Source organism: Paraburkholderia fungorum (assembly GCF_046027215.1).
GTDB lineage: Bacteria > Pseudomonadota > Gammaproteobacteria > Burkholderiales > Burkholderiaceae > Paraburkholderia > Paraburkholderia fungorum_D.
Genome location: NZ_JAQQEN010000001.1, coordinates 3,733,899 through 3,759,430 on the forward strand (window position 1 = coordinate 3,733,899; position 25,532 = coordinate 3,759,430).

The window sequence follows — 25,532 nt, forward strand, 5'->3', positions numbered from 1 at the left end:
TCCGAATACTTTATGGCATTTAACGTCACGCTCCGGCAAAGCGGCCGGCAGTTTCAGGTGGAACAGGACGAACCCGTGCTCAGCGCCGCTTTGCGCCAGGGCATCGGCCTGCCGTACGGCTGCAAGAACGGCGCCTGCGGCTCGTGCAAAGGCACCGTGGTGAGCGGCGAAGTCGAGCAGCGCCAGCATTCGTCGTCGGCCTTGTCGAACGACGAAAAGACGCGTGGCATGGCGCTTCTGTGTTGCGCGACCGCGTGTTCGGATCTCGAGGTGGATATCCGCGAAGTGGCCGGTGTCGGCGACGTGCAGGTCAAGAAACTGCCGTGCCGCGTGAACGCGATCGAGCGCAAGGCTGACGACGTCGTGGTGCTGAAGCTGCAACTGCCCGCCAACGAGCGTCTGCAATATCTGGCTGGCCAATACCTCGAGTTCATTCTCAAAGACGGCAAGCGCCGCAGCTATTCGATGGCGAGCGCGCCGCACGCGGAAGGGCCGATCGAACTGCACATTCGTCACATGCCCGGCGGCGCCTTTACCGATCACGTGTTCAACACAATGAAAGAGCGCGACATCCTGCGCTTCGAAGCCCCGCTCGGCACCTTCTTCCTGCGCGAAGATTCAGATAAGCCGATCGTGCTGCTGGCTTCGGGCACGGGCTTCGCGCCGCTGAAGGCGATCGTCGAACATGCGGTGTTCAAGAACCTGAACCGGCCAATGACGCTTTACTGGGGCGCGCGCCGCAAGAAGGATCTGTATTTGCTCGAACTGGCCGAGCAATGGGCGAAAGACATTCCGAACTTCAAGTTCGTGCCGGTGCTATCGGAACCGGACGCGGACGATGCATGGACGGGGCGCGTCGGCTTCGTGCATCGCTCAGTGATCGAAGATTTGCCGGATCTGTCGGCGTATCAGGTGTACGCATGCGGCGCGCCGGTGATGGTCGAGTCGGCGCAGCGCGATTTCACCCTGCACCATAGCCTGCCGGAAGACGAGTTCTACGCGGATTCCTTCACGAGCGCGGCGGATCTGGCGAACGCGGTTTGATGCGGTGAGCGGCCCGGTCGAATGACGATCGAGCCGTTCATCAAATAACGCATTGACGAGCAATCAGATTCGCCCAAATTCAACTTTGCGGCGAATCCATGCAAATTCATGGTTTACACCATCGGTTTCCTTGTCGTATTCTTTCGCGCATGAACCGCATCCAGTCCGAACTCCGACGTCGCCGCTCGCCGCTCCCCTAGGGACGCCGCTGGCTTCGTCACGGATTCGCGCCGCACAAAGGCGCAAGCAGTACGAATCATGAAAGCCACGGCATGCCGTGGCTTTTCTGTTTTTCTGGCCCCTGTTTCGCATTTGGCCAAACCTTCACTCATCCCTTACCCCGTCGTCTGGAGCCTGCCGTTATGAATTTCACTGAGTACCCGATCGAATCGCTGATGTACATCACGAACCGGCCCGAAATCGTTTTCACGCACGGCAAGGGCTCGTGGCTCTATGACAATAACGGCAAGCGTTATCTGGACTTCATCCAGGGTTGGGCGGTCAATAGCCTCGGCCACTGCAACGACGGCATGATCGAAGCGCTGAACAAGCAGGCGCAACTGCTGCTCAATCCGTCGCCGGCGTTCTACAACGGCCCGATGGCGCAACTCGCGGGTCTGCTCACGCAACACAGCTGCTTCGACAAGGTGTTCTTCGCGAACAGCGGCGCCGAAGCGAACGAAGGCGCGATCAAGCTCGCGCGCAAGTGGGGCAAGAAATTCAAGGACGGCGCGTTCGAAATCATCACGTTCGATCACAGCTTCCATGGCCGCACGCTGGCGACAATGTCGGCCAGCGGCAAGCCGGGCTGGGACACGATCTACGCACCGCAAGTGCCGGGCTTCCCGAAGGCGGATCTGAACGACATCGCGTCGGTTGAAAAGCTCATCAACGCAAAAACGGTCGCGGTGATGCTCGAGCCGATTCAGGGCGAAGGCGGCGTGATTCCCGCCACGCGCGAATTCATGCAGCAACTGCGCGCGCTGACCAAGAAGCACAACCTGCTGTTGATTGTCGACGAAGTGCAGAGCGGCTGCGGCCGTGCGGGCACCCTGTTCGCCTATGAGTTGTCGGACATCGAGCCGGACATCATGACGCTCGGCAAGGGCATCGGCGGCGGCGTGCCGCTCGCAGCCTTGCTGGCGAAGGCCAACATCGCGGTGTTCGAGGCAGGCGACCAGGGTGGCACGTACAACGGCAATCCGCTGATGAGCGCGGTCGGCTACTCGGTGATCTCGCAGCTGACGGCGCCCGGGTTCCTCGAAGGCGTGCGCGCACGGGGCGAGTATTTGCGCGCGAAGCTGCTTGAATTGTCGGAAGAGCGCGGCTTCGAGGGCGAGCGCGGTGAAGGTCTGCTGCGCGCGTTGCTGCTCGGCAAGGACATCGGCAACCAGATCGTCGAGAAAGCGCGCCTGATGCAACCGGACGGCCTGCTGCTGAACGCCGCGCGCCCGAACCTGCTGCGTTTCATGCCGGCGCTGAACGTGACGAACGAAGAAATCGACCAGATGATGGCGATGCTGCGTTCGATCCTCGACACGCTGTAAGCGTCGCCGGAACTCGCTTATGACAGTTTCCACGACGCTATCGATCCGCTGCTTCGACGCGCGCGACACCGATGCCGTGGTCGCGCTTTGGCAGGAAATCTTCCCCGAGTATCGGGACGTGACGAGGCCGCAGCGCAATCCGCATCTGTCGATTGCCAACAAGCTCGCAACACAACCGGAACTGTTCTTCGTCGCGGTGTTCGGCGAGCGGATCGTCGGCACGGTGATGGGCGGATATGACGGACACCGCGGCTGGCTGTATTCGCTCGCAGTGGATGCGACGCTGCGCCGGCATGGCATCGGCACACGCCTCGTCGCTCATGTGGAGCGTGCGCTGACCGAGCGGGGCTGCCCGAAGCTGAATTTACAGGTGCTGTCCGCGAAAGCCGACGTGCGCAGGTTTTATGAGGCGCTCGGATATCGCGCCGACGAGGTGATCAGTCTCGGCAAGCGTTTGGGTGAAGTGGCCGCATCGGCCGCCTGAATCCTGTCGTCTGCAAAGAAAAAGGCCACATGCAGGGTGAATTGCACCCGCATGTGGCCTTTTTTACGGCTGAAGCAAACCTATGCGTTTATTTGTCCAGTTCGCTTGTCCAGCTCATTCACCGAGCTTATTCACCGAGCTCATTCATCCAGCTTACTCACCAAGATATGCAGCCCGCACCTTCGGATCATCCAGCATCTGCTTCGCATCACCCGACATCGTGACCAGACCCGAGTCCATCACGTAGCCGCGGTTCGCCGCCTGCAACGCGAGACGCGCGTTCTGTTCGACCAGCAGCACCGTCATGCCTTCTGCCGAAATCGCCCGCACCACTTCGAAGATCTTCTCGACCATGATCGGCGACAGACCCATCGACGGCTCGTCCAGCAACAACAGCTTCGGCTTGCTGATGATCGCGCGCGCCATCGCCAGCATCTGCTGCTCGCCGCCCGAAAGCGTGCCCGCGTACTGCGTAGCCCGTTCCTTCAGGCGCGGGAAGAAGCCGAACATGCGATCGACGTCGCTCTTGATGCCATCCGTATCGGTACGCAGATAAGCACCCATCTGCATGTTTTCGACGATCGACATGCGCGAGAAAATGCCGCGGCCTTCCGGCACCATCGCGAGACCGCGCTTGAGCAGTTCGTGCGCCGGAATGCCCTTGATCGACTGGCCCATGTACTCGATGTCGCCTGCCGCGTACGGTTTCAAACCCGTGATCGCCTTCATCGTCGTGGTCTTGCCAGCGCCGTTCGCGCCGATCAGCGTGACCAGTTCGCCTTGAGCGACTTCGAGGTCGATGCCCTTGACTGCCTGGATGCCGCCGTAATTGACCTGCAGGCCCTTGATTTTCAACATTGCCGTTGCCATTAGTGGACCCCCGCACCCAGATAAGCTTCGATCACCTTCGGATCCTTCTGCACGTCTGAAGGCAGACCTTGCGCAATCACCTTGCCGTAGTCGAGCACCGTCATCTGGTTGCACAGACCCATCACCAGTTTCACGTCGTGCTCGATCAGCAGAATCGTCTTGCCGTCGCTGCGGATCTTGTCGAGCAGCTTGGTCAGTTCGACCTTTTCCGTTGCGTTCATGCCGGCAGCCGGCTCATCAAGCGCGAGCAGCTTCGGATCCGTCGCCAGTGCGCGGGCGATTTCCAGACGACGCTGGTGACCGTACGACAGATTGCGCGACGTGTAGTCCGCGTATTGCGCAATGCCGACGTATTCGAGCAGTTCGATCGCGCGCTCCTTGATCTCGCGCTCTTCCTTGCGCTCGGCCGGCGTCTGGAACACCGCGCCGATCAGGCCGTGCTTCGTGCGCACATGACGGCCGACCATCACGTTTTCCAACGCGGTCATGCCGCCGAACAGACGGATGTTCTGGAACGTCCGCGCAATCCCCGCCTTCGCCACCTGGTAGACGGCGGTCGGCGTGTATTCCACGTTGTCGAGCTTGAACTCGCCCGAATCGGGTGTGTACAGACCCGTGATTACGTTGAAGAAGGTGGTCTTGCCGGCGCCGTTCGGGCCGATCAGGCCGTAAATCTGCCCCGACCTGATTTGCAGGCCGACGTCAGAAAGTGCCTGCAAGCCACCGAAGCGCTTGTTCACGCCTTTCACCGACAGGCGGATCTGGTCGCTGCCCACGCTATTATTCAGGTTATCGCTCATATGATTTCTCCTGTCGACCGGAGTTAGCGCTTTAGCGCTTACTCCGGTCCCATGCAACGCACGGTCCGTTAAGCGCGCACCGGCTTCTTGCCGCTGCGCTTCGCCAGTTTCGCAATCTTGTCTTCGTGCTTCGGCGACGGCCACAGGCCTTCCGAGCGGTACAGCATGATCACGACCATCGCGAGGCCGTACAGCAACTGACGGATCACTTCGGTATCGACGATTTCATGACCGAAGATCATGTTCTGCAGCGGACCCATCGTCGAGCGCAGGAATTCCGGGAACACGGCGAGCAGCACCGCGCCGAGAATCACGCCAGGGATGTGGCCCATGCCGCCCAGCACCACGCACGCGAGCACCACGACCGATTCCCAGAACGTGAACGATTCCGGCGACACGAAGCCCTGGAACGAACCGAACATCGCGCCCGACAGGCCGCCGAACGATGCTCCCATGGCGAACGCCAGCAGCTTCACGTTACGGGTGTTGATGCCCATCGCCTTGGCGGCGATTTCGTCTTCGCGGATCGCGGCCCATGCACGGCCGATACGTGAGTGCTGCAGGCGCGTACACACCCAGATCACCAGCAACGCGCACAGCACGAACAGGTAGTAGTACGAGTACACCGACGGGAATTGCAGACCGAACAGCGAGTGGCTCTGCGCGAGACTGAAGCCGCCCACCTGCACCGGATCGATCCCCGTGATCCCCTTCGGGCCGTTGGTGATATTCACCGGACGGTCGAGGTTGTTCATGAAGATCCGCACGATTTCCCCGAAGCCCAACGTCACGATAGCGAGATAGTCGCCGCGCAAACGCAAGGTCGGCGCACCGAGCAGAATCCCGAAGAGCGCAGCGACACCCATGGCGATCGGCACGATGATCCAGATCGGCGTATGCAGGCCGCCCGGAAACAGGTGCGCGATCCACTCGAACTGTGAGGTCAGGTGGGGCGAGCTCAGCAGTGCCGCGACGTACGCGCCAATGGCGTAGAACGCGATGTAGCCCAAGTCCAGCAGGCCGGCGAAGCCGACCACCACATTGAGGCCCAGCGCGAGCATCACGTACAGCATCGCGAAGTCGAGCACGCGGACCCAGTAGTTGCCGCCGGCCGCGCCGATGATCATCGGTGCCGCGATCACGAAGATCGCGGTGATGATGCCGACGGTCAGCGTCTTCGTCAGGTTCTTTTCAGGGATGAGCGTCGTGGACGGCTCGATCGGTTGAATTGAGGTCATGTCTGTTTACTCCTTACGCTCGATCCGCAACGCGTTCGCCGAGCAGACCCGACGGACGGAACACCAGCACGATGATCAGCACCACGAACGCGAACACGTCCTGATAGTTACTGCCGAACACGCCACCCGTGAGGTTGCCGATATAGCCTGCCCCCAGCTGTTCGATCAGGCCGAGCAGCACGCCGCCCACCATCGCGCCGCCGAGATTGCCGATCCCGCCCAGCACCGCCGCGGTAAAGGCCTTCAGACCTGGGATGAAGCCCATATAGAAGTGTGCGTTGCCGTATTCGGACGCGATCATCACACCAGCCAGAGCGGCCAACGCCGAGCCGATCATGAAGGTCGCCGAGATCACGAAGTTCGGGTTCACACCCATCAGGCTGGCCACGCCCGGGTTCTCAGCGATCGCACGCATCGCGCGGCCGAGCTTGGTCTTGTGCACGAGCAGCAGCAGACCACCCATCACGAGGAACGCCACCACGATGATCACGATTTCGGTCATCGAGATCACGGCGCCAGGTGTCGTGTCGGTGGCCTTGATCACGTTGATCGGATCAGTAGGCAAGAGCTGTGGGAACGGCAGCGGGTTACGCGACCAGATCATCATGGCCAGCGTCTGCAGCAGGATCGACACGCCGATCGCAGTGATCAGCGGGGCGAGGCGCGGTGCTTTACGCAACGGCCGGTAGGCCACGCGCTCGATCGTGTAGCCGACCACCGAGCAAACCACTGCCGCGATGATCAACGCGATGATGAGCGTCGGCACATTGCCGAGGCCGGGGAAGTGGTTTTGAAGCACGCCTATGGCTGAGAGCGCAACCATCGCGCCCACCATCAACACATCGCCGTGAGCGAAGTTGATGATGCCCAAGATGCCGTAAACCATCGTATAGCCCAGTGCGATGATGGCATAAACACTGCCAAGCACCAGTCCGTTGAGGATCTGCTGGATGAAGATATCCATTTAATGCTCCTTAGCCCGTGCGACTGGATTCGCGCTTTTCATCAGCCGGTGGGCGGTGATGCGTTACGGAATCTCAACGGCACTGCGGGTACTGATGTAAAAGACCGGTAAGGGTAATCCGCTGCCTGGTTTGTCTTACGACTGGGATGCAGTCGGGGACGAACCGATGGCGGATGCAAAAACGGCACCGTTGGGTGGTTTCGGTGCCGTCAGTCTGAACGTCCCGTCATCACATCTTCACGACGTCGAGAACCGCTTTTTTGCCGTCCTTGAAGTCGTAAAGCGTAATGGCGCCCTCTTTCAAATCACCCTTGTCGTCGAACGCGATGTGGCCGATTACCCCGTTGTAATCGGTGGACGGCATCGCAGCCAGCACCTTGGGCGCCTCGATCGAATTAGCGCGCTTCATTGCATCGACAATCACGTACACAGCGTCATACGTGAACGGTGCGTAAATCTGCACCGGTGTGTGGAAACGGTCGACGTACTTCTTTTCGAAGTCCGCTCCCTTGTCCATTTTCGAAAGCGCAAGTCCTGCTTCCGAACAGACCAGGTTCTGCACGGCGGTTCCCGCCAGCTCACCCACCTTGTCGGTACACACACCGTCGCCGCCAAGGATTTTTGCCCTGATACCGAGCGCCGCCGCCTGCTTGGCAAACGGCCCGCCCGTTGCGTCCATGCCGCCGAACATGATTACGTCCGGCTGAACACGCCTGATCTTCATAAGGACGGCCTGAAACTCCGTAGCCCTGTCATTCGTGGCTTCGCGCGCGACGATCTTCGCCCCGCTCGCCTGCACCGTCTTCGCGAACTCGTCGGCCAGCCCCTTACCGTATACGGTCGAGTCGTCGACGATCGCGATGCGTTTCGCGCCAAGCACCTTCGTTGCGTAGTTGGCAAGCGCCGGACCCTGCTGGGCATCGGTCGCGACCACCCGATAGGTCGTTTTGAAACCTTGCTGCGTATAGCCCGGATTCGTCGACGACGGCGAGATCTGCACGATCCCGGCATCGCTATAAATTTTCGACGCCGGAATCGAAACGCCCGAATTCAGGTGCCCGACCACGGCGACGACATGATCGTCGACGAATTTCTCAGCAACCGCCGTCCCCGTTTTCGGGTCCGCTGCATCATCTTGTGCGTCGAGCTCCAACTGGATCTTGTGGCCGTCGATCGTCAAACCGTGCGTATTGATTTCCTCGACCGCCAGACGCGCGCCGTTTTCATTGTCCTTGCCAAGATGCGCAATCGCGCCCGTCAATGGGGCCGCATGACCGATCTTCACGATAGTCGCTTCACTCGCGGGAGCCGCCGCTACTGCCGCAGCCGATGCACCCGCTCCCGCCTCGCCATCCTGTTTCTTGCCGCACGCGGTCAGCATCGCAACCGCGGCCGCGACGGACACGGCGTAAGCAAACTTGGCTCGCATTAAGTAGGTCTCCTGCGCCTTGCAAAATCTATTGTTCGGGACCCGGAGGCCTTGAGAACGCGCGCATTGTAACTCCAATTATGCGACATGCAATATTGTCGAACCGGCAGGGTTTTCCTGCATTGCAACCTTATTTTGAGAGCGAAAACCCACACTCGGCGCAACCTGGTTGCGACTGTTTTCCGCGCATCAGTTGCACCACCCTTGCACCCAATGGCATCAAGTGTTGCAGCGATCTGGCCCGGCGCCTGATTGCGCCGCGCTTTGCGTTAAGTATTACGTTTCTATTGATATCAACGCGGACGCACTATTTTAGTGCGTCAAAAATGATCGCAACCGCTTAAGCGTAAATTTAACGGGGTCAGATTGAGTCGAAAGCGAATAAAAACCGGATCGCAATTCGAAAAAATTCCCGCTCGATCTCTCCAAAATAGGCTTCCTGGCATGATCCGGCACTTTATTTTTGGAGGCGACGCTTATGGGCACATATAAAAAAAGCGCGCCCTTGGGCGCGCTTTCCTTTCAGAACCGTTGGCTGATTGTCAGGCTGGCAGACCCAGTCCGCGCGGCAATGGAAACGCGATGTTCTCCTCGATGCCTTCGAGCGCGCGCACGTTGCGCACGCCGACCAGTTCACGTAACCGGCCAATGACGGCTTGGGCCAGCGCTTCCGGCGCCGAAGCGCCCGCCGTCACGCCGATCCGGCGCTTGCCTTCCACCCAGACCGGATCGATCTGGTCCGGCGAATCCACCATATAGGAGGGCACGCCGAGCTTTTCGGCCAGTTCGCGCAGCCGGTTCGAGTTTGAACTATTCGGGCTGCCGACCACGATCACGACATCGCACTGCGGCGCCATGAACTTCACGGCGTCCTGGCGATTCTGTGTGGCGTAGCAGATGTCCTGCTTCTTCGGTTCGCGGATTGCGGGATATTTCGCCTTCAGAGCACCGATGATCTCTGCCGCGTCATCGACGGACAAAGTGGTTTGCGTGACGAATGCAATCCGCTCAGGATCGGCCAGCGCCAGTGCCTGCACGTCTTCGATATCCTCGACCAGATGCATGCCTTCGCCGGCCTGCCCCATTGTGCCCTCGACTTCAGGGTGGCCCTTGTGGCCGATCATCACGATGTCGAAACCGTCCTGGCGCATCTTTGCGACTTCGATATGCACCTTGGTGACGAGCGGACAGGTGGCGTCATACACCCGCAGGCCGCGCGACTCGGCTTCGGAGCGCACCGCCTTCGATACGCCGTGCGCGCTGAAAATGACCGTATTACCGGCCGGCACTTCTTCCAGTTGCTCGATGAAGATCGCGCCCTTCTTGCGCAGATCCTCGACAACATAGGCGTTGTGGACGATTTCGTGACGCACGTAGATCGGCGAGCCGTGCAGCTTGAGGGCTCGCTCGACGATCTCGATAGCCCGATCGACGCCGGCACAGAACCCGCGCGGCTGCGCAAGCAGGATCTCGGCTTCGGCAAGAGTCGTATCCGTGATGCTCATGTTTACAGAATCCCGATGATTTTCACTTCAAACGCCAGCGCCTGGCCGGCAAGCGGGTGATTGAAATCGAACAGGGCCGACGTCTCGCCGACTTCCTTCAGAACGCCGGCATAGCGGCCGCCACCCGGCGCGTTGAATTCGACCAGATCGCCCGGGGAAAAATCCTCGCCAATCATGCTGTTTTCGCGCAGCGTGGCCAGCGATACGCGCTGGATCAACTCCGGATTGCGGGGACCGAACGCTTGACCTGGCGTTAGCTGAAAGGTCGAGTGGTGCCCCACCTTCAAACCCAGCAGAATATCTTCCAGCGGCGGCGCCAGTTGGCCCGCGCCAAGCAGAAGCGTGGCCGGTTTGTCGGTAAATGTATTGATGACTTCGGCGCCATCGGCAAGGGAAAGCCGGTAATGAAGCGTCACATGTGAACCGGGCTTCACTTCGGAAATGTCGATGATGCTCATGCAGTGCTCGCTCAGTCGAAGCGCGCTGCACGCGTTGCGCCGCGGGCGCAGTCGACGCGTGTGGCAAACCGTCGGCGTGCCGTGCGCAAAGCGCCTATTGTAAGCCACATAGCCGTCTCCGGCTTGCGCCGCTCACGCGCGCCGCCGCCCGCCCCGGTGCCGCCCATCGCCGCAACCCCGAACCACGAGGCTATATATATGGACAATCGCGCCTGCACGATAGACGAAGCGCCAGCGGAGGCGGCCATGCGCGAAGCACGGCCGGCCGCCGGCTCACCGGCAAGACCGTCGCCGCCTGGCGCCCCACCCATCGAGCCCCTGTCTGACACCTCGCTGCCGCTTGCGGGCGGCAAATGGCTGAAAAGCGACATGCCGCGCGAACGGCTGATCGATGGCGGGCCGGGCGTGCTGTCCGACACCGAGATGATCGTGCTGGTGCTCGGTTCGGGCCTGCCGGGCCACAACGTATTCGACGTCGCGCGCGAACTGCTCGAACGCTTCGGCTCGCTGCGCGCCATGCTGGATGCGGAGTACACGGATTTCGCCGGCCTGCGCGGCATCGGCCCGGCGAAAAAAGCGCAACTGCTCGCCATCATGGAAATGGCGCGGCGCTCGCTGGTGGACAAACTGCGCGAACGCCCGCTGATGGACTCGCCCGAAGCCGTGCACGACTATCTGCGTCTGCTGATCGGCGGACGGCCCCAGGAAGTCTTCGTCTCGATTTTTCTCGACGCGCGGCACCGCCTGATCCGTTGCGAGGAAAGTGCACGCGGTACACTCACGCGCATGGCGGTCTATCCACGCGAAATCGTGCGGCGCGCACTGAGTCTGAATGCCGCCAGTCTCATCGTTGCGCATAATCACCCCTCCGGCGCCGTCCAGCCAAGCGCAAGCGACCGCCGACTGACGCATACGTTGCGCGATGCGCTCACGTTGATCGACGTCCAACTGGTGGATCATCTGGTAATCGGCGTTGACCACACGTATTCGTTTGCCCGCGCCGGATGGCCGTGATACGGACTAAACCAGGATTGCGCGGAAGAGACGGCAGGTCTGGCATCGCAAATAAGGTTTGATTTTGCGGCTTTTTTTCTGCTAGAATTCCGGTTTGCCTATTTCCAACCCCCTGTTCCGAAGCCACCAAGGCGTTCCGGAAAGGAAACGTGCCTCGAGTTTCAATAACTCTCAGCGCGGCTCTTTTCGGGAAACTTTCACGGCGTTCGAACTCAGAATTAGCGTATTAGGAGTGCTCTCATGGCACGCGTATGCCAAGTAACTGGGAAAGCGCCGATGAGCGGCAACAACGTTTCCCACGCGAACAACAAAACCAAGCGCCGGTTCCTGCCGAACCTGCAAAACCGCCGTATTTGGGTGGAAAGCGAAAACCGTTGGGTGCGTCTGCGCGTTTCGAACGCCGGCCTGCGCCTGATCGACAAGAACGGTATCGACGCTGTGCTCGCAGATCTGCGCGCACGCGGTGAAGCCTAAGGAGTAAATCATGGCGAAAGGCGCACGCGACAAGATCAAGTTGGAATCGACCGCAGGTACGGGTCACTTCTATACGACGACGAAGAACAAACGCAACATGCCGGAAAAGATGCTGATCAAGAAATTTGATCCGGTCGTCCGTAAGCACGTTGAGTACAAGGAAACCAAGATTAAATAAATCTTGGCTCCTGCCTGACGAAGGCAAAAGACATGCAAAAAAGCCTCGCATTCGTGCGAGGCTTTTTTGTTTTCAACGCAGCCTCTCCGCGCCTCTCTTTATATGCTCTTTTCCGATCGGGAAAAGGCTTATCCCATTCGGCCAGCTTTCCCTCATCCGTCGCGGCGCGTATCCTTTCTCGTTCTAGCAGCGAGCGGCAACTTGCGCGCTGTCATGGCAAAACAAAATACGGAGATGCAGGCGATGGAATTCGATGTGGCGATTGTCGGTAGCGGTCTGGCTGGCTTGAGCGTGGCGCTCAATCTCGCGGAGACGCGGCGGGTGGCGGTGGTCGCCAAACGGTCGATGACTGAAGGCGCAAGCGACTGGGCGCAAGGCGGCATCGCCGCGGTGCTGGATTCAGCCGACAGCATCGAAAATCACGTGAGCGATACATTGGTAGCCGGCGGCGGCCTATGCGACGAAGCCGCGACCCGCTTCATCGTCGAACATGGGCGTGCAGCAATCGAGTGGCTGATCGAGCAAGGCGTGCCGTTCACCAAAGACGATGCGGCCGAACTCGGCTTCCATCTGACACGCGAAGGCGGTCATAGTCACCGCCGGATCATTCACGCTGCGGACGCGACCGGCCACGCCGTCGTCGCCACGCTGAGCGAGCGCGTGCGCCGGCATCCGAACATTACCCTGCTCGAAGATCACTACGCGATCGATCTGATCACGTCCGACCGCCTCGGCCTGCCCGGCCGCCGTTGCCATGGCCTGTACGCGCTCGATCTGCAGAGCGGACGCACTGTGACGATTGAGGCACCGCACACCGTGCTCGCCACCGGTGGTGCCGGCAAGGTCTATCTGTACACCACCAATCCGGATACCGCGACCGGCGACGGCATCGCGATGGCGTGGCGCGCGGGTTGCCGCGTGTCCAACATGGAGTTCATCCAGTTCCACCCAACTTGCCTGTTCCACCCATACGCAAAGTCGTTCCTGATTTCCGAAGCGGTGCGCGGCGAAGGCGGCATTCTGAAACTGCCGGACGGTACGCGTTTCATGCCGAACCACGACGAACGCGCCGAACTCGCCCCGCGTGACATCGTGGCGCGCGCAATCGACTTCGAGATCAAGAAACGCGGCATCGATTGCGTCTATCTGGACATCAGCCATCAGCCGGCAGAATTCCTGCGCGAACACTTCCCGACCATTCTCGCCCGCTGCCTCGAATTCGGTATCGACATTACCAAAGAGCCGATTCCGGTTGTGCCGGCCGCGCACTACACCTGCGGCGGTGTCGTCACCGATCTGGCGGGCCGCACCGATCTCGCCGGACTTTATGCAGTGGGTGAAACGTCATGCACGGGCCTGCACGGCGCGAACCGCCTTGCCAGTAACTCGTTGCTCGAGTGCCTCGTGATCGGGCGCTCGGCGGCGCAAGCCATCGAGGAAGAAGGCTTCAGCGCCGCCGTCCACGCACCCTTGCCCGACTGGGACGAAAGCCGCGTGTCCGATCCGGACGAAGAAGTGGTGGTCGCACACAACTGGGACGAGCTGCGCCGGCTGATGTGGAACTACGTCGGCATCGTGCGTACCGATAAGCGGCTTGCACGCGCCAAACATCGCCTTGCCCTGCTGCGCGACGAGATTCACGAGTATTACGCGAACTTCAAGGTGAGCCGCGATTTGCTTGAACTGCGCAATCTGGTCGACGTGGGGTCGCTGATTGTCGAAGGCGCGCGCTCGCGGCGTGAAAGTCGCGGCCTGCATTTCAGCCGCGACTGGCCGGCCACGCTGCCCAAAGCGCTGCCCTCGGTACTCTCGCCGGAATACGTGCGCAACCGCAACGTGTGAGGTTTTTCGCGAGCCGATGAAGCGAAAAGGCCATCGCCGGAATCAAACCGGCGATGGCCTTTTTTCATACTTTGCCGCAGCGCTTGTACGCTTGCTCAGACGATACGCATCGAGTAATCCGTTGCGCGCACGTCTTTGGTCAAGGCACCAATCGACACCCGATCGACGCCGGTTTCCGCAATCGTGCGCACGGTGTCGAAGTTGACGCCGCCGGACACCTCCAGCACCGCACGCCCGGCTGTCATCCGCACCGCTTCGCGCATTGCATCGAACGAGAAGTTGTCGAGCAGAATGGATTGCGCACGATGCGCCAAGGCGGTTTCGAGCTGCTCCAGTGTCTCTACTTCGATCTGGATCGACACGCCTGCATTCAGCGCCAACGCCGCATCCATTGCCGCGCCAACGCCGCCGGCCGCCGCAATGTGGTTTTCCTTGATGAGAATCCCGTCATACAAGGCAAGCCGCTGATTCGCGCCGCCGCCAACACGTACCGCGTACTTCTGCGCGAGCCGCAAACCCGGCAAGGTCTTACGCGTGTCGAGGATGCGGGTTTTCGTGTGTGCAATCGCGTCGACATAGCGACGTGTGGCGCTTGCCATACCCGAGAGCAGTTGCAGGAAGTTGAGCGCGTTACGCTCGGCGGTCAACAAACTGCGAGCCGGACCGCGCATCTCACAGACGGGCGTGTCAGCCGTCATGCGGTCACCTTCGCGATACCGCCACCGCACTTCGATGCGCGGATCGACCTGGCGCATCACCGCGTTAAACCAGAGCACGCCGCACAACACCGCCTCTTCGCGCACGATGATGCGCGCATTACGCACGTCGTCTGCCGGAACGAGGCGACCTGTCAGATCGCCCGCGCCGACATCTTCGGCGAGCGCGTCGGTGACATTGCGCGCCAGCGCGGCGTCGAATGCCGCGCCGTACTGCGCGTGAATCTCCGCGAACAGCGGCGACACCGCCTCGACCTGATTGCGCTCAACTGCCCCTTCAGCCGCCCCCATTACGCCGCCCCTACGTTCGAATACAGTTGCATGTCGCGTGCGAGATCGCCGCTCGCCTGCACGCGCTTCTTGTGGCGTGCCGCAAAGTCGAGCATCCGGTCGATCGGCAGACGCGCGCGCTCGCCGATCGCACGATCAACGAAGATTTCGTTGTGACCGCGCTCCAGAACATCGGCGAGATTGGCGAGGCCATTCATCGCCATCCACGGACAATGCGCGCAGCTCTTGCAAGTGGCGCTGTTGCCGGCTGTAGGCGCGGCGATCAACGTCTTGCCTGGCGCGGCGAGCTGCATCTTATGCAGAATGCCGAGATCGGTTGCCACAATGAAATGCGTCGCATCGAGCTTCTGCGCAGCGTCGATAAGCTGGGTTGTCGAACCCACCACGTCGGCTAGAGCAACCACATTAGCGGGCGACTCGGGATGCACCAGCACCTTCGCGCCCGGATATTCAGCGCGCAGCAGATCGAGTTCGACGCCTTTAAACTCGTCGTGCACGAGGCACGAGCCCTGCCACAGCAGCATGTCCGCGCCGGTCTTGTTCTGAATATAACTGCCGAGGTGCCGATCCGGCGCCCAAATGATCTTCTCGCCACGCGCGTGCAGATCTGCCACGATTTCCAGCCCGATCGACGACGTCACCATCCAGTCCGCGCGCGCCTTGACGGCCGCACTGGTGTTCGCGTACACCACCACTGTGCGATCCGGATGAGCGTCGCAGAAGGCTGAAAATTCATCCACCGGACAGCCAAGGTCGAGCGAGCAGGTCGCGTCGAGATCAGGCATCAGAATGCGCTTGTCCGGGCTGAGGATTTTCGCGGTCTCGCCCATGAAGCGAACACCCGCGACAACCAGCGTTTGCGCCGCGTGGTCCCGGCCGAAGCGCGCCATTTCCAGCGAATCGGCGACGCAACCACCGGTTTCGTCGGCGAGCTCCTGCAATTCTGCGTCGACATAGTAGTGCGCAACGAGCACGGCCTTCTCGCGCTCGAGCAACGCGCGGATGCGCGCCTTCAGCGCTACCTTTTCTTCCGCCGACGGTACCTCGGGCACCTTCGCCCACGCCTGCCCGATCCCACAGGTAGTGCCCTGCGCCTGTGGCCGGTCGTATTCGACGGTCCTGATCGCCTGCTGATCCATGATCTCCTCTGCCTTCGCTCTGCCGCCGCGGACTGTCAATCGTGTGTCGTTGCAGTTTCCGTGGCCCAAAAAGCAAAACCCCGCCAACGCGGGGTTTTGTGACGTAACGAAATTTTAATGGATTTCGCGATCAAGCATAACGACGCAGACGCATCGCGAACTCTTGCAGTGCTTTGATACCGCTCTGCTCCGCACGATGACACCAGTCTTGCAACTGGATCAGCAGTTGGTCGCGCGAGGCATTGGAGCGCTCCCACATGGCAGCGAGTTCGTTGCGCATGTCGATGTAGGTCTTGAGCTTCTGGCTGTTCGCGAAAATTTGCGGCAACTGACGCTTCTGCGGCTCGTCGAGGCCTGCTTCTTCCTTGTGGAACCAGCTACGCGCACCACGCATGACCTGATACTTTTCACGCGCGCCGACTTCCTTCAGATGTGCCAGTTCCTGACGGTACGCACGCTTGAGCGCCTTGCCGTAACGCGCCATCACTTCGTAGCGATTGGCCAGCACGGCCTGTAGTGTGTCCTGATCGAGCACGAGCTTGCCGGTGGTCAGGCGCGGCGTAGGCGCGACCTTCTTCACCTTGGCCAGACGAAACGCCGACATGATTCGGATATACATCCAGCCGATATCGAACTCGTACCACTTGTTCGACAGCTTGGCCGACGTCGCGTACGTGTGGTGATTGTTATGCAGCTCTTCACCGCCGATGATGATGCCCCATGGGAAGATGTTGGTGCTGGCATCCGACGAGTTGAAGTTGCGGTAGCCCCACCAGTGCGCGAGGCCGTTCACCACGCCAGCCGCCCAGAACGGAATCCAGATCATCTGCACGGCCCAGATCGTCAGGCCGACGACGCCGAACAGCGCGACGTTCAGCACCATCATCAGGCTCACGCCGAGAATCGGGTACTTGGTGTAGACGTTGCGTTCCATCCAGTCATTCGGCGTGCCGTGACTGAACTTGCGCATGGTTTCTTCGTTCTTCGCTTCAGTGCGATACAGTTCCGCGCCTTCGAGCAGCACCTTCCAGATGCCGCGCGTTTGCGGGCTGTGCGGATCTTCTTCCGTTTCGCACTTGGCGTGGTGCTTACGGTGAATCGCAGCCCACTGGCCGGTCAGCATGCCGGTGGTCATCCACAACCAGAAACGGAAAAAATGACTGACGACCGGATGCAGCTCCAGCGCGCGGTGCGCCTGGCAGCGATGCAGATAGACCGTCACGCCAATAATCGTGATGTGCGTCGCGATCAGCGTGTACAGCACAAGTTGCAGCCACGAGAAGTGGAGCAGGCCGTGGGCAAGGAAATCGAGCAAGGAATTCAACAAGGCAATTTACCTGTGGAACGAGAGTCACGCGACACCCGCAAAATACGCGTGTCAAGAAAGTGAAAGCATACAGCGGGATTGGACGATATTCTACTTGAAGCGTTCCAAGTGTTTGTAACAAATAGGATTTTTTTGTGCGGCATCAACCGGATGGAACGCGCCGGAGGTCCTTTTTTGACCCGCCGGCGTGTCCGGAGGGCCGTCAGAGGGCTTTGTCCGCCTGATTGGCCGCCGGGGCGGTCATTGTTACCGGGCGCGGCATCAATTCGCTCGCGTTACCGACGATGCGCACTTCGCGTTGCGCGAACGGAATCGAAATGTCGTGTTCTGAAAAAAGGCGCCAGATATTGCGGTTGACGCTCGAGCGCACGCCGGAGGTGCCGGTCGCCGCGTCCTCGATCCAGAAGCCCAGTTCCAGATTGACGCCGTCCGAGCCAAAGCTCGCCAGATAGGCGGTGGGAGCCGGCTCCTGCAGCACGCGCGGCACGCCTTGCGCCGCCTGCACAAGCAGCACCATCGCCTGCTCGACGTCGGACGTATAGGCGACCTGTACGGCCACCTTCGCATGGCCGCGCGTCAGATACGACGACTGATTCTGCACTACGTCCGTAATCAGTTTTTCGTTCGGAATCAGCGTTTCGATGCCGTCCAGCCCGCGCACCACCGTATAACGCGTGCGAATCTGCGTGACCACGCCTTGCAGGCCGCTAACGTTGATCGTGTCGCCAATGCGCAGCGAACGGTCGATCAGGATGATGAAGCCCGAGACGTAATTGCTGGCGATCTTCTGCAGCCCAAACCCAAGCCCCACGCCCAGCGCGCCGCCGAACACGCCCAGCACCGTAATATCGATACCGACCAGCGACAGGCTGATCAGCACCGCCGCCAGCACAAAGGCCGCACGGCCGACCCGCGCCACCACCACTTTCAGGTTGGCGTCGAGCGTCTTCGAGCGCATCAGCCGGTCTTCGAACGTGGAGCCGAGCCACATCGCGACGATCATCGTCACGCACACCCACAGGAGCCCCGTGGTGAGCGAAAGCAGCGTCATGTGCGCATTCGCGACCCGGAAGCGCACGCTGCCCATCCAGGCGATCACGTCGTCCTGGATGCCCATCACCGTGAGCACCATGCCGATCCAGACGACCAGCGAAACGATTTTCTCGACGAGGAACAGCCACGGATGATTCGCGCCGTCCTGACTGAAAACCCGCCGCGCGAAGAAAAACACGATGTAAATCAGGCCGATACCGAACAGCGGCACCAGCGCCAGATCGAGCAGCGCGGTGTGCATGAACGGGCCGGTGATCGCCTGCGCAAGCCAGACGAGGGCAGCGCCGATCAGCGGAAAAAACGCGCGGTTCAGGCTCTCCGCGCCGAAGCGCAGCGTCTGATAACGGGTCTGACGCCGCAGATCGAGCGCGCGGCGCAATACCCGCGCGAGCAGCCACGCGAGCAGCAGCGTGCCGAGCAGCACGCCGACCTGCCACAGCATCACAGGCTGGCCGAAGTCGCGCGCAAGGTCGCCGAACATATGAGGAAAAATACGGTTTTGCATGATGTCGCCGAAATCGCCGGCGCGCCGCGCTCAGGGAGAGCACCTCGGCGCGCCGGAAAATAGCCCATGGAGCTTAGCTCTGGCGTTCCAGCACGGCGGCGAAGAAGCCGTCGGTGGCGTGGCGGTGCGGCCACAATGAAAGGTAATCGCCCATTTCCATATCGATGCGCTGCTCGGCGAGCACGTCGCGCGCCGGGACCAGCGCGAAATCCGGATGGTCGGCGAGGAACTGCTGCACGACCACCTCGTTTTCAGCCTCCAGAATCGAGCAGGTGGCGTAGACCAGACGGCCGCCCTTCTTCACCAGACGCGCGGCGCTCGCCAGAATCGACGCCTGCTTCGGCGCCAGTTCGGCGACCGAGTCCGGCGACTGGCGCCACTTCAGGTCCGGGTTACGGCGCAGCGTACCCAGGCCGCTGCACGGCGCGTCGACCAGCACGCGGTCGATCTTGCCGGCCAGACGCTTGATCTTGGCGTCGTGTTCGCTGTCGATCAGCACCGGATTCACATTCGACAGGCCACTGCGCGCCAGACGTGGCTTGAGCTTGGCCAGCCGCCGCTCGGAAATGTCGAACGCGTACAGCCGACCGGTGGAGCGCATCGCCGCGCCCAGCGCCAGTGTCTTGCCGCCCGCGCCAGCGCAGAAGTCGACGATCATCTCGCCGCGCTTGGGGGCGACCAGCGAGCACAGCAACTGGCTGCCCTCGTCCTGGACTTCCACCCAGCCGTTCTGGAACGCGTCGAGCTTGGTGAGCGGCGGCTTGCCGACCACCCGCACGCCGAACGGCGCGAACGGCGTGGCGCCGCCCTCGATACCGGCTTTCGAGAGCGCGTTCAGCACGTCGTCGCGGCTCGCCTTGATCGGGTTCGCGCGCAGGTCCAGCGGCGCCGGGTAGTTCAGCGCGGCGGCCAGTTGCGCCAGCTCCTCGGGTTCAAAACGCTTGGAGAGCGCCTGATAGATCCAATCGGGCAGGTTCAGGCGAATTCGCAGCGGCAGGCTCTCAGGGTCGATCTTCGCGACGTGTTCGAGCCAGTGCGATTCGGCGTCCGACACAAACGGCTTGAGGGCCGTGCGGCCCGCCGTCTGCATCAGACCCAGCAAGGCCATGCGACGCGCCGGGCTGCCCGCGCCGCTTTCGGCCAGATGGGCGAATTCCATCCGCCGGCGCAGTACCGCGAAGACCGCCTCGGCGATCACGCCGCGCTCGCCGTGCCCGAGCTTCGGATGGGCGCGGAAGAACCGGCTGGTGGTGGCATCGGCCGGGCCGGTGAGTTTCAGGACTTCAGCCAGCAAAGTCTCAGTTTGTCCAATCAGAAAACCATGCAATCTCATGCGCCCTCTCCGGCGGTGTGACCGGCAAAGAGCCATTGCGGCTCCGGCGGCGTAAGCGTGACACGCAGGCCGTCCAGAGCAATACGCCCCTCGACGAACCAGCGCACCGCGCGTGGATAAATGATGTGTTCGGTTGCCAGCACGCGCTCGGCGAGCATGGCGGGCGTGTCGCCGTGTTCCACCGGCACGGCCGCTTGCGCGACGATCGGCCCGTGATCCAGCTGCGACGTGACAAAATGCACCGACGCGCCGTGCAGCCGCACGCCGGCGTCGAGCGCCTGTTGATGGGTTTTGAGCCCGGGAAAGCTCGGCAGCAGCGAGGGGTGCACATTCAGCATGCGCCCGGTGTAGTGGTCGACGAAACCGGGCGTGAGCACCCGCATGAAGCCGGCGAGTGCGACCAGATCGGGCGCGAAACCGTCGATTTCACGTGCCAGCGCGGCGTCGAAGCTGTCGCGATCGGGAAACTGGCGGTGGTCGACCACCGTCGTGGCAATGCCGTGCGACGCCGCGAACGCAAGGCCCGCGGCGTCAGGACGGTTGGCAATCACGGCGGCGACCTGCGCCGGCCAGCCTTCGCTCGAACAGGCGCGAACAATGGCTTCCATGTTGCTTCCCCGTCCGGAAATCAGGATGACGAGTTTTTTCATCCGCGGATTTTATCATTCGGGGGACACCGAAACCGCGACGCGCCGCCGTCTCGTGCGCCGAGCGTTTATAATCGTTTGTTTTGCGGCACTTTGGCCGCCCTACCTCTAACCCGCTATCGTGAGAGTCTTCCGCGGTCTTCCCAATGCCGAAAGCCGTGCGCCCTGCGCACTGACCATCGGCAACTTCGACGGTGTCCACCGCGGCCATCAGGCTTTGCTCGCCCACGTCCGGGCCGCGGCCGATGCACGCGGCCTGCCCGTCTGCGTGATGACCTTCGAGCCGCATCCGCGCGAGTTCTTCAACCCGGCTGGCGCACCGCCGCGTATCGCGATGCTGCGCGACAAGCTCGAGGCACTGCGCACCAACGGCGTCGACCGCGTGGTGGTCGAGCATTTCAATCACACCTTCGCGAGCCAGTCGCCGGATACGTTTGTCGAACGGATCATTGTGAACGGGCTGCATGCGCGCTGGGTGATGATCGGCGACGACTTCCGCTACGGCGCAAAGCGCGCCGGCGATTTCGCCTCGCTGCAGGCCGCGGGGCAGGAGCACGGTTTCGAAGTCGAGCAGATGGCCACCGTCGCCGGTCCGTCCGGCGCGCGCATTTCCAGCTCGGGCGTACGCGCGGCGCTGGTGGCGGGCGATCTCGACTCGGCGCGTGCCGCGCTGGGCCGCGATTACCTGATCAGCGGCCACGTCGTGCATGGCATGAAGCTCGGCCGCGATCTCGGTTTCCCCACGCTCAATCTGCCGATCGCGCACAAGCGGCCGGCGCTCGCGGGTATTTTCGTCGTGCGCGTGCATGGCGTGACCGACGAACCGCTGCCTGGCGTCGCAAGCCTCGGCCTGCGCCCCACTGTCGACGATTCCGGCCGCGTGCTGCTCGAAGTGCACCTGCTCGACTGGCACGGCGACGCGTATGGCAAACTCGTGCGCGTCGAATTCCTGAAAAAGCTGCGTGACGAGGAAAAGTACGTCGACCTCGAAACGCTGACCGCCGCCATCGCGCGCGACGTCGCCAATGCGCGCGCGTGGTTCGCGGCCGTCGGCGCCGGCACGCCGGGCAGCCGCTCCACCGGTTTCGCCACCTCGGCCACCGACCGAATTAGATAGCCGCCTCGGTACGTGTGCGCGCGCCGAGTGCCGCATGTACCCACCGCCGCGCGCATCGAAGGGCGTCCGTGGATCACGCGACATGCCTGCCGGGCGCGCCCCACGCCCTCGCGCATCATGCGCATACCGCAGCCTCGCTGCGCTTAGAAAGAATTCACCGCGACCTCATCATGAGCAACAAGAAAGCCGATTCGAAACCGCAGTCACGCTATCCGGTCAACCTGCTCGACACGCCGTTCCCCATGCGTGGCGACCTGCCCAAGCGCGAGCCGCAATGGGTCAAGGAATGGCAGGAACGCAAGGTCTACGAGACGATCCGCGCTGCCAGTAAAGGCCGTAAGAAGTTCATCCTGCACGATGGCCCGCCGTATGCGAACGGCGACATCCACCTCGGTCACGCGGTGAACAAGATCCTCAAGGACATGATCGTCAAGGCGCGCAATCTGGCGGGCTTCGACGCGGTCTACGTGCCGGGCTGGGATTGCCACGGCATGCCGATCGAAATCCAGATCGAAAAACAGTTCGGTAAGTCGCTGCCGGCCGCTGAAGTGATGCAGAAGGCGCGCACCTACGCGACCGAACAGATCGAGAAGCAGAAGGTCGGCTTCCGCCGTCTGGGCGTGCTCGGCGACTGGGACAACCCGTACAGGACCATGAACTTCACGAACGAAGCCGGCGAAATCCGCGCGCTCGCGAAGATCATGGAAAAGGGCTACGTGTTCCGCGGCCTGAAGCCGGTCAACTGGTGTTTCGACTGCGGCTCGGCGCTGGCCGAAGCAGAAGTCGAATACAAGGACAAGACCGATCCGACTATCGACGTGCTGTTCAGCTTCGCCGAGCCGGACAAGACCGCGCAGGCCTTCGGCCTGAACGCGCTGCCGCGCAATGAAGGCGGTATCGTCATCTGGACCACCACGCCGTGGACCATCCCCGCCAACCAGGCGCTGAACCTGCATCCGGAAATTGTCTACGCGCTGGTCGATACGCCGCGCGGTCTGCTGATCCTCGCGGAAGAGCGCGTTGAAGCGTGCCTGAAACTGTACGACCTGGAAGGCACGGTCATCGCGACCACGCCGGGCGCGAAGCTCGTCAACCTGCGCTTCAATCATCCGCTCGCCTCCGCGCATCCGAGCTACAAGCGCACGGCGCCGGTTTATCTCGGCGACTACGTCACGACCGAAACGGGTACGGGTGTCGTGCACTCGTCGCCGGCATACGGCGTGGAAGACTTCGTGTCCTGCAAGGCGCACGGCATGGCGGATTCGGACATCATCAATCCGGTGATGGGCGACGGCCGTTACATCGAATCGCTCGCGCTGTTCGGCGGCCTGTCGATCTGGGCCGCCAATCCGCAGATCGTCGAAGCATTGCAGGCAGCCGGTTCGCTGCTGCGCACGGAAAAGTACACGCACAGCTACATGCACTGCTGGCGCCACAAAACGCCGATCATCTACCGCGCGACCTCGCAATGGTTCGCCGGCATGGACGTGAAGCCGAACGACACCGACAAGACGCTGCGCGAAACCGCGCTCGAAGGTATCGAGAACACGGCGTTTTATCCGTCGTGGGGCAAGCAGCGTCTGTTCAGCATGATCGCCAACCGTCCGGACTGGACGCTGTCGCGTCAGCGTCAATGGGGCGTGCCGATGGCGTTCTTCGTGCACAAGGAAACCGGCGAGCTGCATCCGCGCACGCTGGAATTGCTCGAAGAAGTCGCGCAACGCGTCGAGAAGGCCGGCATCGAAGCGTGGCAAACGCTCGACCCACGTGAGTTGCTCGGCGACGACGCCAACATGTACGAGAAGAACCGCGACACGCTCGACGTCTGGTTCGATTCGGGCACCACGCATTGGCACGTGCTGCGCGGCTCGCACAAAGACGAACTGCAATTTCCGGCGGATCTATATCTGGAAGGCTCGGACCAGCACCGCGGCTGGTTCCATTCATCGTTGCTGACGGCGTCGATGCTCGACGGCCGCCCGCCGTACAACGCGCTGCTCACGCACGGCTTCACCGTCGACGGTGAAGGCCGCAAGATGAGCAAGTCGCTCGGCAACGGGATCGACCCGCATGAAGTAGCGAATCGCCTCGGCGCGGAAATCATCCGTTTGTGGATCGCTTCGACCGACTACTCGGGCGAACTGGCGATCTCCGAGGAAATCCTGAAGCGCGTGACGGAAGGCTATCGCCGGATCCGCAACACGCTGCGCTTCCTGCTCGCCAACCTGTCCGACTTCGACTTCGAGAAGAACGCCCGTCCGGTTGAAGACTGGCTCGAGATCGATTGTTATGCGGTGGCGCTGTCGGCGAATCTGCAAAACGACATCCTCTCGCATTACGACAAATACGAGTTCCACCCGGTGGTCGCCAAACTGCAGACGTTCTGCTCGGAAGACCTCGGCGGCTTCTATCTGGACGTGCTGAAAGACCGCCTGTACACCACTGCGGCAGACTCCGTCGCGCGGCGTTCGGCACAAACCGCGCTGTATCACATCGCGCAGGGTCTGCTGCGTCTGATCGCGCCGTTCCTGTCGTTCACCGCGGAAGAAGCGTGGAAGGTGTTCCAGCCGAACAACGAAACCATCTTCACCGAGACCTATCACGCGTTTCCGCAGGTGCCGGATGCCGGCATCCTGCTCGACAAATGGACCCTGCTGCGCGCCGCGCGCAGCGACGTGACGAAGGCGCTGGAAGAAGCGCGCGTGGCGAACCTGATCGGTTCGTCGCTGCAGGCGGAAGTCGACATCCGCGCGAGTGGCGCCCGCTACGACGCGCTCACGAGCCTCGCCGACGATCTGAAATTCGTGCTGATCACCTCGGCGGCGAACGTCGTGAAGGTCGACAGCGAAGCGGAAGAAGGCGTCGAAGTGATCGCCTCGAAGTATCTGAAGTGCGAACGCTGCTGGCACTACCGCGCGGACGTCGGCGCGAACGCCGAACACCCCACCCTGTGCGGCCGCTGCTTCAGCAATCTGTTCGGCAACGGTGAAGCGAGGAGCGCGGCATAATGGCGAAAACCATGTCGAAATCGTCAACTGGAAGCAGTTCCCTGGCACCGTGGCTCGGCGTCGCGCTGATCGTGATCCTGTTCGATCAGCTGAGCAAGATTGCGGTCCAGAAAGTGTTTGCCTACGGTGTCGCACATGAGGTCACGTCGTTCTTCAACCTGATCCTCGTGTACAACCCTGGCGCGGCCTTCAGCTTCCTCGCGATGGCGGGCGGCTGGCAGCGCTGGGCGTTCACCGCGCTCGGCGTGGTGGCGGCGCTGGTGATCTGCTACCTGTTGAAGCGTCACGGTGGACAAAAAATGTTCTGCACGGCGCTCTCGCTGATTCTCGGCGGGGCGCTCGGCAATGTGATCGACCGGCTGGCGTACGGCCACGTGATCGACTTTCTCGACTTTCACGTGCGTACATGGCACTGGCCGGCGTTCAACCTCGCCGACAGCGCAATCACCATCGGCGCGATCCTGCTCGTGCTCGACGAGTTGCGGCGCGTGCGCGGCACACGCTAACGCTTAAGGCCTAAGGCCGTTCAGGTCCGGTTTGAAGGCGGGC

The 25,532-nt window shown here is 61.6% G+C and carries 23 protein-coding genes; 10 read left to right on the forward strand and 13 right to left on the reverse strand.

Features of this window, described 5'->3' with window-relative positions:
- Nucleotides 1–12 precede the first annotated feature (12 nt).
- The 3 genes from PQR27_RS16660 to PQR27_RS16670 all read left to right on the forward strand — a co-directional run bounded on the left by PQR27_RS16660 (nucleotide 13) and on the right by PQR27_RS16670 (nucleotide 3,075).
- Entirely contained in the window at nucleotides 13–1,044 is a 1,032-nt protein-coding gene (locus PQR27_RS16660) for a CDP-6-deoxy-delta-3,4-glucoseen reductase (RefSeq protein WP_408524677.1), read from the forward strand.
- A 362-nt stretch (nucleotides 1,045–1,406) separates the two neighbouring features.
- Nucleotides 1,407–2,591: an acetylornithine transaminase gene (locus PQR27_RS16665; RefSeq protein WP_408524678.1), complete on the forward strand. Its 1,185-nt coding sequence runs from the start codon at nucleotides 1,407–1,409 to the stop codon at nucleotides 2,589–2,591.
- A gap of 19 nt (nucleotides 2,592–2,610) precedes the next feature.
- The gene (locus tag PQR27_RS16670; protein WP_408524679.1) at nucleotides 2,611–3,075 is read left to right on the forward strand and encodes a GNAT family acetyltransferase; all 465 of its coding nucleotides are present in this window, start codon (nucleotides 2,611–2,613) and stop codon (nucleotides 3,073–3,075) included.
- Between the two features lie 153 nt (nucleotides 3,076–3,228).
- On the opposite strand, the gene PQR27_RS16675 is transcribed toward PQR27_RS16670, so the two are convergent.
- From PQR27_RS16675 to PQR27_RS16705, 7 genes are all read right to left on the reverse strand, one after another.
- The gene (locus tag PQR27_RS16675; RefSeq protein WP_408524680.1) at nucleotides 3,229–3,945 is read right to left on the reverse strand and encodes an ABC transporter ATP-binding protein; all 717 of its coding nucleotides are present in this window, start codon (nucleotides 3,943–3,945) and stop codon (nucleotides 3,229–3,231) included.
- Entirely contained in the window at nucleotides 3,945–4,745 is an 801-nt protein-coding gene (locus PQR27_RS16680) for an ABC transporter ATP-binding protein (protein ID WP_408524681.1), read from the reverse strand. Before PQR27_RS16680 ends, PQR27_RS16675 begins: the two co-directional genes overlap by 1 nt.
- Before the next feature lie 68 nt (nucleotides 4,746–4,813).
- Nucleotides 4,814–5,983, reverse strand: coding sequence for an ABC transporter permease subunit (locus PQR27_RS16685; RefSeq protein WP_408524682.1), 1,170 nt, complete (start codon nucleotides 5,981–5,983; stop codon nucleotides 4,814–4,816).
- A 13-nt stretch (nucleotides 5,984–5,996) separates the two neighbouring features.
- Complete coding sequence (locus PQR27_RS16690; RefSeq protein ID WP_408524683.1) at nucleotides 5,997–6,947, reverse strand: branched-chain amino acid ABC transporter permease; 951 nt, start codon at nucleotides 6,945–6,947, stop codon at nucleotides 5,997–5,999.
- A gap of 229 nt (nucleotides 6,948–7,176) precedes the next feature.
- The gene (locus PQR27_RS16695) at nucleotides 7,177–8,376 is read right to left on the reverse strand and encodes a branched-chain amino acid ABC transporter substrate-binding protein (RefSeq protein ID WP_408524684.1); all 1,200 of its coding nucleotides are present in this window, start codon (nucleotides 8,374–8,376) and stop codon (nucleotides 7,177–7,179) included.
- 542 nt (nucleotides 8,377–8,918) lie between these two features.
- A complete protein-coding gene (gene ispH, locus PQR27_RS16700) occupies nucleotides 8,919–9,881 on the reverse strand; it encodes a 4-hydroxy-3-methylbut-2-enyl diphosphate reductase (protein ID WP_408524685.1) in 963 nt (320 codons plus the stop codon).
- A gap of 2 nt (nucleotides 9,882–9,883) precedes the next feature.
- Nucleotides 9,884–10,339: an FKBP-type peptidyl-prolyl cis-trans isomerase gene (locus PQR27_RS16705; RefSeq protein ID WP_042321518.1), complete on the reverse strand. Its 456-nt coding sequence runs from the start codon at nucleotides 10,337–10,339 to the stop codon at nucleotides 9,884–9,886.
- Nucleotides 10,340–10,537: 198 nt separating this feature from the next.
- On the opposite strand from PQR27_RS16705, the gene radC reads away from it, so the two are divergent.
- From radC to nadB, 4 genes are all read left to right on the forward strand, one after another.
- Entirely contained in the window at nucleotides 10,538–11,353 is an 816-nt protein-coding gene (gene radC / locus PQR27_RS16710; RefSeq protein WP_408524686.1) for a RadC family protein, read from the forward strand.
- A gap of 240 nt (nucleotides 11,354–11,593) precedes the next feature.
- Nucleotides 11,594–11,827, forward strand: coding sequence for a 50S ribosomal protein L28 (rpmB, locus tag PQR27_RS16715; protein WP_007180631.1), 234 nt, complete (start codon nucleotides 11,594–11,596; stop codon nucleotides 11,825–11,827).
- A gap of 10 nt (nucleotides 11,828–11,837) precedes the next feature.
- The gene (gene rpmG, locus PQR27_RS16720) at nucleotides 11,838–12,005 is read left to right on the forward strand and encodes a 50S ribosomal protein L33 (protein WP_007180630.1); all 168 of its coding nucleotides are present in this window, start codon (nucleotides 11,838–11,840) and stop codon (nucleotides 12,003–12,005) included.
- A 243-nt stretch (nucleotides 12,006–12,248) separates the two neighbouring features.
- Nucleotides 12,249–13,847, forward strand: coding sequence for an L-aspartate oxidase (nadB, locus tag PQR27_RS16725; RefSeq protein ID WP_408525508.1), 1,599 nt, complete (start codon nucleotides 12,249–12,251; stop codon nucleotides 13,845–13,847).
- Nucleotides 13,848–13,942: 95 nt separating this feature from the next.
- Here the strand turns inward: nadB and nadC are convergent, their stop codons facing one another.
- The 6 genes from nadC to purN all read right to left on the reverse strand — a co-directional run bounded on the left by nadC (nucleotide 13,943) and on the right by purN (nucleotide 20,861).
- Nucleotides 13,943–14,854, reverse strand: a complete 912-nt coding sequence (gene nadC / locus PQR27_RS16730) for a carboxylating nicotinate-nucleotide diphosphorylase (RefSeq protein WP_408524687.1) — start codon at nucleotides 14,852–14,854, stop codon at nucleotides 13,943–13,945.
- A complete protein-coding gene (gene nadA, locus PQR27_RS16735) occupies nucleotides 14,854–15,993 on the reverse strand; it encodes a quinolinate synthase NadA (RefSeq protein WP_408524688.1) in 1,140 nt (379 codons plus the stop codon). The genes nadC and nadA overlap by 1 nt, the downstream gene beginning before the upstream one ends.
- A gap of 130 nt (nucleotides 15,994–16,123) precedes the next feature.
- Nucleotides 16,124–17,320: a DesA family fatty acid desaturase gene (locus tag PQR27_RS16740; RefSeq protein ID WP_408524689.1), complete on the reverse strand. Its 1,197-nt coding sequence runs from the start codon at nucleotides 17,318–17,320 to the stop codon at nucleotides 16,124–16,126.
- 202 nt (nucleotides 17,321–17,522) lie between these two features.
- On the reverse strand, nucleotides 17,523–18,878 hold the full coding sequence (locus PQR27_RS16745) for a mechanosensitive ion channel family protein (RefSeq protein WP_408524690.1): 1,356 nt from the start codon (nucleotides 18,876–18,878) through the stop codon (nucleotides 17,523–17,525).
- 73 nt (nucleotides 18,879–18,951) lie between these two features.
- Nucleotides 18,952–20,211 carry an RsmB/NOP family class I SAM-dependent RNA methyltransferase gene (locus PQR27_RS16750; protein WP_408524691.1) on the reverse strand — a complete coding sequence of 420 codons (1,260 nt, stop codon included), beginning with the start codon at nucleotides 20,209–20,211 and terminating at the stop codon, nucleotides 18,952–18,954.
- Nucleotides 20,208–20,861, reverse strand: a complete 654-nt coding sequence (gene purN / locus PQR27_RS16755; RefSeq protein ID WP_408524692.1) for a phosphoribosylglycinamide formyltransferase — start codon at nucleotides 20,859–20,861, stop codon at nucleotides 20,208–20,210. Before purN ends, PQR27_RS16750 begins: the two co-directional genes overlap by 4 nt.
- A gap of 118 nt (nucleotides 20,862–20,979) precedes the next feature.
- On the opposite strand from purN, the gene PQR27_RS16760 reads away from it, so the two are divergent.
- From PQR27_RS16760 to lspA, 3 genes are all read left to right on the forward strand, one after another.
- Complete coding sequence (locus PQR27_RS16760; protein ID WP_408524693.1) at nucleotides 20,980–21,975, forward strand: bifunctional riboflavin kinase/FAD synthetase; 996 nt, start codon at nucleotides 20,980–20,982, stop codon at nucleotides 21,973–21,975.
- A gap of 170 nt (nucleotides 21,976–22,145) precedes the next feature.
- Complete coding sequence (ileS, locus tag PQR27_RS16765) at nucleotides 22,146–24,983, forward strand: isoleucine--tRNA ligase (protein ID WP_408524694.1); 2,838 nt, start codon at nucleotides 22,146–22,148, stop codon at nucleotides 24,981–24,983.
- Nucleotides 24,983–25,489, forward strand: coding sequence for a signal peptidase II (gene lspA / locus PQR27_RS16770; protein WP_408524695.1), 507 nt, complete (start codon nucleotides 24,983–24,985; stop codon nucleotides 25,487–25,489). Before ileS ends, lspA begins: the two co-directional genes overlap by 1 nt.
- Nucleotides 25,490–25,532: the final 43 nt, after the last annotated feature.